This window comes from Leptolyngbya cf. ectocarpi LEGE 11479, from assembly GCF_015207065.1.
GTDB classification, from domain to species: domain Bacteria; phylum Cyanobacteriota; class Cyanobacteriia; order Phormidesmidales; family Phormidesmidaceae; genus Leptothoe; species Leptothoe ectocarpi.
This window is the reverse complement of sequence record NZ_JADEXP010000336.1, coordinates 1-7016: the sequence shown is the minus strand read 5'-3', so window position 1 is coordinate 7016 and position 7016 is coordinate 1. Positions and strand designations below refer to the sequence as shown.

General features: G+C 48.2%; 9 protein-coding genes, 1 tRNA gene and 1 pseudogene. 7 read left to right on the top strand and 4 right to left on the bottom strand.

Features of this window, described 5'->3' with window-relative positions; genetic code table 11:
• The coding region (locus tag IQ260_RS24910; RefSeq protein ID WP_193995779.1) for a pentapeptide repeat-containing protein at positions 1-2157 on the top strand (2157 nt) is incomplete at its 5' end.
• 97 nt (positions 2158-2254) lie between these two features.
• Here IQ260_RS24910 and IQ260_RS24905 read toward each other — a convergent pair.
• Both IQ260_RS24905 and IQ260_RS24900 read right to left on the bottom strand, forming a co-directional pair.
• On the bottom strand, positions 2255-2569 hold the full coding sequence (locus IQ260_RS24905; RefSeq protein ID WP_193995778.1) for a hypothetical protein: 315 nt from the start codon (positions 2567-2569) through the stop codon (positions 2255-2257).
• A 502-nt stretch (positions 2570-3071) separates the two neighbouring features.
• Positions 3072-3563 carry a helix-turn-helix transcriptional regulator gene (locus tag IQ260_RS24900; RefSeq protein ID WP_193995777.1) on the bottom strand — a complete coding sequence of 164 codons (492 nt, stop codon included), beginning with the start codon at positions 3561-3563 and terminating at the stop codon, positions 3072-3074.
• A 109-nt stretch (positions 3564-3672) separates the two neighbouring features.
• On the opposite strand from IQ260_RS24900, the gene IQ260_RS24895 reads away from it, so the two are divergent.
• The 6 genes from IQ260_RS24895 to IQ260_RS24870 all read left to right on the top strand — a co-directional run bounded on the left by IQ260_RS24895 (position 3673) and on the right by IQ260_RS24870 (position 5831).
• Entirely contained in the window at positions 3673-3840 is a 168-nt protein-coding gene (locus IQ260_RS24895; protein WP_193995776.1) for a toxin-antitoxin system HicB family antitoxin, read from the top strand.
• A 73-nt stretch (positions 3841-3913) separates the two neighbouring features.
• Entirely contained in the window at positions 3914-4462 is a 549-nt protein-coding gene (locus IQ260_RS24890) for a hypothetical protein (protein WP_193995775.1), read from the top strand.
• 14 nt (positions 4463-4476) lie between these two features.
• Entirely contained in the window at positions 4477-4863 is a 387-nt protein-coding gene (locus IQ260_RS24885) for a DUF433 domain-containing protein (protein ID WP_228016410.1), read from the top strand.
• Positions 4856-5236 carry a DUF5615 family PIN-like protein gene (locus IQ260_RS24880; RefSeq protein ID WP_193995774.1) on the top strand — a complete coding sequence of 127 codons (381 nt, stop codon included), beginning with the start codon at positions 4856-4858 and terminating at the stop codon, positions 5234-5236. The genes IQ260_RS24885 and IQ260_RS24880 overlap by 8 nt, the downstream gene beginning before the upstream one ends.
• A 62-nt stretch (positions 5237-5298) precedes the next feature.
• Positions 5299-5432: transfer RNA gene (locus IQ260_RS24875), tRNA-OTHER, on the top strand.
• Between the two features lie 156 nt (positions 5433-5588).
• Positions 5589-5831 carry an excalibur calcium-binding domain-containing protein gene (locus tag IQ260_RS24870; RefSeq protein ID WP_193995773.1) on the top strand — a complete coding sequence of 81 codons (243 nt, stop codon included), beginning with the start codon at positions 5589-5591 and terminating at the stop codon, positions 5829-5831.
• Positions 5832-6020: 189 nt separating this feature from the next.
• On the opposite strand, the pseudogene IQ260_RS31760 reads toward IQ260_RS24870, so the two are convergent.
• Positions 6021-6302 (bottom strand): annotated as a pseudogene (locus IQ260_RS31760) (hypothetical protein); the annotation flags it as partial.
• 102 nt (positions 6303-6404) lie between these two features.
• A complete protein-coding gene (locus IQ260_RS24865; RefSeq protein ID WP_193995772.1) occupies positions 6405-6875 on the bottom strand; it encodes a hypothetical protein in 471 nt (156 codons plus the stop codon).
• Positions 6876-7016: the final 141 nt, after the last annotated feature.

Below are 7016 nucleotides of genomic sequence, written 5' to 3'. Positions count from 1 at the left end.
GATTTTGTAGATAGCGATTCAGGCTGGTTAACGGACAAACACACACGCTTCCTATTTTTACTAGATGGGTTTGATGAACTATTGCTAGAAGGTCGAGAAAGTGGGGGTCTTAAAGATTTTTTACAACAGATCGAGCAGTTTCAAAAAGATAGTCATCATCGCTTCTTAATAACTGGCCGTCCTCTGTCTGTTCAGGGAATTGAGCGGGTAATTACTCAATCTGAAGATCTTAAGCGTGCAGAACTTCAGCCTATGCATGATGGCTTAAGAAATATGTGGCATCAGAAATGGTCAGTCATGTTTGGACAGACGGAAAGCGATTCATTTCAAGAGTTTTTGTCTGTCTGTCCAATAGATATTAATAATAAATTAGCTAGAGAACCGTTATTACTATATCTACTCGGTCGAATGCATCGAGAACAGCGATTAAAGTCAGAGATGTTTGAAGGTATCCAAGGCCCCGTTGCAAAACTCGTCATTTATGATGAGGCAGTTCGTTGGGTAATTGAAGAACAGCGTCAGGATCAAAATGTACGGCTAGCAGGTTTAGAAAGTGAGGATCTCAGACAGGCACTGACAGAGGCGGCAGTTTGTGTAACTCAATCAGACCAGAAGGTAAGCAAAATATCATTTTTAGAAGCGCGTTTAGCTCATGACAAAGATAATTCTATCTATGAATTACTTCAAAATGCCCGAAAAAACGTAAAAATCTCTGAACAAAAACTCCTGAATAACCTATTAACAGCTTTTTATATTAAACCTGCCTCAGGTGACAAAGAAGGCTCAGTAGAATTTGCTCACAAGAGTTTCGGAGAATTTCTCTTTGCCGAAAGACTGAAAGATGCGATGGAAGACTGGTCGCAAGAAGGAAAACGACGAGGAGAGAAGTATCTGGTATCTCCAGATACTATGCACCGAGAAATCTACGATCTACTAGGGTATGGCAGCTTAACCTCCGAAGTGATGGATTATCTGATGGCCATGTTATTTAGATCTGACAATTTTGAAGTATTGATATTATTCGAGCGTCTATATAACTTTTATCTCCGCTGGTGTAATGGTGATTTCATTAATGCCGTCGAAACAAATTGGCCACGTCTAAAGATGACTTCCCTGCGAGCGCAAATTCCTGATAGGAAAAAGCCATTAGGGTTACAACAAATCAATACTTATACCGGCCTTAACGTAATACTTCTACTACTTGAGTTACAGCGATATAGTCAGAAACCAGATTACTTGCAAGATACTCTAATTTTTTGGCCTTGTGGCGAACCCGGTACAGAAGAACTTAGCTCCGCTCAATTGCGAAGCATTATTGGAATCAGTGAATGCTTACATACCAATGCTTTTAGAGAGATTGTTGGATCATTTTTAAGCAACTCTCAGCTCAGCGGTGCAGACCTCAGCAACGTAGATCTCAGTGGAGTAGACCTCAGCGGTGCAGACCTCAGCGGTGCGTACCTTAGCAATGCAAACCTAAGTGATGCAGACCTCAGCAATGCCGACCTAAGTGATGCAGACCTTAGAGGTGTCCTTTTTATAAACGCAAATCTAAACCGAGCAAATCTTAGCAATGCATCGCTTAGCAATGCGAACCTAAATCGTGCAGACTTAAGGGACTCAAACCTAGGCAATGCAAATCTCAGAGGTGCATCTCTGAAAAGCACATCTCTCAACAATGCAAATTTTAGCGGCACAGATATTATTGATGCCGACCTGAGCAATGCATCTCTCAGCCGTGCAAATCTTACTGATGCCGACCTGAGCAACACAGATCTCAGAGGTGCATCTCTCAACAATGCCGACCTAAGCAATGCAAATCTTAGAGGCGCAGCACTCATAGACACAAATCTCAGCCGTGCCTCCCTCAGCCGTACATCCCTCAGCGGTGCATATCTCAACAACGCTGATTTAAGTCTCACATCTCTTGTAGACGCAAACCTCAGTCTTACATCTCTGAGTAATGCAAACCTTAGTAATGCCTATCTTAATAATGCTGACCTCAAAGGTACGGAGCTTAAAGATGCCAATCTTGAAGGCACAGACCTTAGTAGTGCGAAATATTTGACTGTAGATCAATTGCATGGAGCAAGACTTTGCAGAACTTTGTTACCCAAGTCTATTGATTTAGACCCTAATAGAGATTGCTCTGAGTAAGGCACCAAATCAGTGACTGTATACCTTACATATGTCACTGAATTACAGAAAGGCTCTGCGATCGCAACCCCAAAAAAGGGGCCAAAGCCCCAACCAGCTAGTAAGATTCAGGTGGATGCACCACGACCCGCACACGCCCCCCACGCTGCCCGCCAGACAACCGAATAGCCCCCTGGGGCACAGTGACCGGAACCGAGACCGCAAACCGACCAGGCCCAGACGAAACCGACCGCACCAGAACCGAGTAACCAACCACAGCAGACCACTTGCCCGCAAACGCTGACGGCAGCTGAGCAAACCAGCACTCAGCCACATAGCCAGTAAACGAGCGCTCAGACTCACGCCAGCAGCACTCGACCGCACCAAACTCAGACGCCAGCTGACTAACAAACTCAAATGGAACAGAACGCATAAAACTAAAACCAACGCAACGTGTACCATTCACCGAATGCAAAGCGTTGGCATTATTCCGATATGCAGTGTCAGGCGTACTGACAGCCGGAGTACGATAGCGTTGGCGGAGCCGCTCCAGCGGAGCATCGCAATACTCCAACCCCCTGATAACGGAGGATAGCAGCTTGGCTTGACGCGATGCCTATCAACGGTACACTTGAGCAGCTGTGGTGGTGATTAATCTATTCAATTCGAATGGTCTAATACCAATGGGGAGAATACAAGTGCCGGTCATGTATTTGTAGCTGGCTAGGCTACGGCTAAATTAGGAGTTTGCGATCGCACATCACCGTAAGCCGTATCCCGTGGAGTACCATCGGCACGTTAAAGGTCTCGTTTTTTTGACCCTTGGTTGAGCGTAGCGCATCCATTCCGCCACAAAAGGTTTAACCATTTACGAAAGTCCCTGCACAGGGCACTTCATTCCTGCGCTCCTTGAGATCGCAAACCATCTAATTCAACTAATCACCCACAACCGAATCATCCGCTCCAGCCGAAGCATCCGTTCCACCAGCATCCAGCACTAGCGGCACCCGCACTTTTTTAGCGACGGATGTCTTACTCTTGGCTTTCGGCTTTCCCGGCGGCGTCTCCTCCCCAGGCGGAGCAATCCGGTCCCCAATAATATGCAAAATCTGACTAAAGTCCTGCGGCTGCATTACCCCAATCCGAGCCATGATGTCAGTCCGCGTCGGCCCGTGGCTGCGGCCATACAGATAAGCAATAAAATCCTCCACCAGCATTCCTTTTAACCGAGCAATCTTTTCCAGATTCTCCAAGCTCGGCACATTTCGCCCATTCTCCCACTGCTGCACCGTAGACTGCGACACCTGCATCGTCCGCGCAAACTGCCGCTGCGATTGGTCGCCACGAATTTCGTGCACCACCTCACCCAATCGCTTCAAAAAACCCTCGTCCACAAACGCTACAGCCGACTTTTTACGTGCTTTCAAAGATTGACCTCCAAATAATAAAGCCAGACATCACATAATTGATTGACTAAATAATCACTCATAACTAACATGATCGATCAGTCGAACAATTTAGATTTACAAGTCGGTCATGAAAAGCGCCCTTCAGCCGAAGCCCCCTCGGCAAAACCTAACCATCCGCATGACGCCCGAGCTCAAGCAACGGGCACAAATCAGTGCAATCCAACAAAAACGCTCACTCTCGGACCTGATTGAGGAAGCTCTCGAAACCCTACTTAACCGCCAACGAGCCGCCTAACCACCACCAGATTCCATAAAAAATGCCCCACGCCTTGCACAGCTCCGGGGCATCCGTAAATTTAACTAGTCCTATGATGACAGAAAATTCTCCGAGTGCCTACGACGGAGGACAGAGCCTGCAGCCTGCAAAAAGCGCCACCCGCTCACACCTCAGACTTACCCCAGAAGCCGTTCACCAAAACTGGCTCGACCACTTCTATTCTCCTGCCGGCTACCTCTACCACCTTATCTTGGCCTTTAGAAAGCAAGGCTGGTGGTTCCGCATCGAAGACGACCCCGATTTTTTCGCGTTCGTCGTAAAACACAAAATCCCCCGACTCCCCGATCCGCCTGCCTCCAAACAAAGCGCTGCCCAAGGCTGGATTCGTAAATACGGCGATCGCCTCTACACCGAATACCTCCAATGGCTCGAAAGCCAGCGCCAAGTTGAGCAACGTCTTACCCCTATTCCCCCCAATGAGGAAACCCCAGACCAGCGCCTGCAACGCTATCAAATGCTTTGGCAAAATCCCACCTGCCGCAAAGGCGTCCGCACCGCCATCCAAACCCACCCCGAATGGCACCTAGAAATCGGCCCCAATGGACCACGAACTCAACCACCAGCACCCCAGGCCCCATAAAATCCCGTTATCATTTGAAAGCCATACATAGCAACACACCCAACCAAGCCAGTGCTGCGGAGTATCCCATGAACACCCAGCTGATCGACTCCCTCATCCAAGTCATCGAATCCCTCACCCCCGAGGAAAATAAGCTACTGCGCACCAAACTCCACGCCCGCACCATCCAAAAAACCCCCGGCGTCTGCGGCGGCCACGCCCGTATCCGTAATACCCGCATCCCCATCTGGACTCTCGTATCCTTCCACCAGCAAGGAGCTGATACCGAAGAACTACTCCGCAACTACCCCAGCCTCATCCCCGCCGACCTCGATGCCGCCTGGGCCTACTACCAAGACAATCAATACGAAATCGACCAAATCATCTCCACCGACGACACCGACAACCTAGCTCATGGTTGATCTCTACTCCAATGAAAACTTCCCCATCGACATGGTGGTCCTCCTGCGCAATCTCGGCTACGACGTCCTCACCTCCTACGACGCAGGCCAAGCCAACCAAGGCATCCCCGACGAAGATGTCCTTACCTACGCCATCCAAAATAATCGAGTCGTCATAACCCTCAACCGCCAAGACTTCATCAACCTCCACCGCAGTATTACCAGCCACAACGGCATCATCATCTGCAAAGACGACCGCAACTACACCAGTCAAATCCAAGCACTACACACCTACCTAGAAAATCAAGCCAGTCTCGCCAACCGACTCATCAGAGTCCTTAAACAGAACCAACCAAAATCCAACCAGCAGATCTTCACCATCCGCGAATACTAGAGCCATAACACCTCACCCCCCACTCACCGCAGGAAACCAGAGGTGTAGAATAGTCATACCTGGGGGAAGTTCTGGGGAAACGAACCAAGTAAAGTTTTAGAGCCTTTACTTGACAATGCTTTCACACCTCACCTTTATAGATTCGAAATCTATTATGGGCTTAGGTTCATCGGGGGTTCGAATCCTCCCCTCTCCGTTTGATAACAGAGCTTTCAGCTATCGCTAATAAATAGAGAAGGCGGCCTCAATTCAGCTTTTTTGAGTTACGAACAGGTAATTGATGCATTGTTATGGGCACCTTTCTGAAGCACGCTTGTTGGTTCGGTATAGGCGTTAGTAAAAAGGAGTTTCTATGAAAATCGTACTAGCTGTTTTGACTACGTTTCAGCTGTTTGCAAGCGTTGCGATCGCACAGGGATCTGTTACATGCGATCCGCATTATTCCGGTGTATGCATCCCCGTCTATCGGACAGAAGCAGACGATGTTGACTGTTCTGATATTGAAGAGAAAAATTTCGCAGTAGTTACGATTGGGAAAGATCCTCACAAATTAGATAGAGATCAAGATGGTGTCGCGTGTGAAGCCCAGAGCTAGGAAAATAGCTCAGCCTGGCGGAATGGGATGAATAAGGAAAAAAAGCCTCTGCCAGATCGGCAGAGGCTTTGTATGTGTAGGGAAAATCAGAATAGGGAAGGGTGCCTCATGAAAGAAAATGAAGCTTCACTGATGTACGGAGACGCACTCGGCACCCAAACTTGGTTAGCCTGAGTACGCACCACTCTGTCAACGGACAATGGCTTTAGTGCGAGCATCCAGTGCATCAAGACGTGCTTCTTGAATGTTCTCAACCGCTTTGGTACGAGCGTCTAGGGCTTCCAAACGAGCGGACTGAATATCCTCAACGGCTTTAGTTTGGTTATTCAGGTGCTCAATACGCAGCTTGTGAACACTGTTCTTGGTACGAGCATCTAAGGCATCTAAACGAGCGGATTGGATATCTTCGATAGCCTTGGTCTGATTGTTAAGGTGCTCAAGGCGTAGCTTGTGGACGGAATTCTTTACTCGGTCCTCACTCCACTGACGCCAGCCAGCCTAGCGTGTAGAGCATTTTTAGCGCACTGACTTGCGATCGCAAATCCCTCACCCCCAAGGCACAATAGCGCGCTGTCATACTCTGACTTCTAGTTCTGATAACGTATTGACCATCATTTCATTGACCATCATTTCGCACCTGGCAACCTGTGTTCTGCCTTCATGGCCATGGACCCGCTCTACCATGGCTACACTCTCATACCAAAACGTAGAACCATACTGATCGAGCCAGTGCAGCATGACAACTTGATCAAACTCAAACCCGACGGCCACTAGACCTGTACCACTAATGCCACTCCAATCTTCATAACGCTGGAGATAAAATGTCCGCGAACATCCACCCGCTGTCGGTGGCGGAATCATCTGCTGAATGCAGCGTCCAGGCCGTTTATCCTGCATTCCTTGAAATATTTCAAAACGGGGAAAAACACCGTGACTATGGCAAAGGCCATCCCAGCTCAAAGCAAATTGCCCGGATGGCAAAATCACGCCTTCAGCAATGATTCGATCATCCTGGAACAATTGAAAATAATCCAAATGCTGCATTGATCTATGAAGCTCCAACCGCGTATCAGTTTCACCATGGGGCTAGATGAGCCGCCCATGGCTCGCCAAAAGATGCCCAAAAAGTTCTGTCACCTATCAAACTTGATTGGCTAACGCTAAATAAAAGGCGCAGCCATGAAA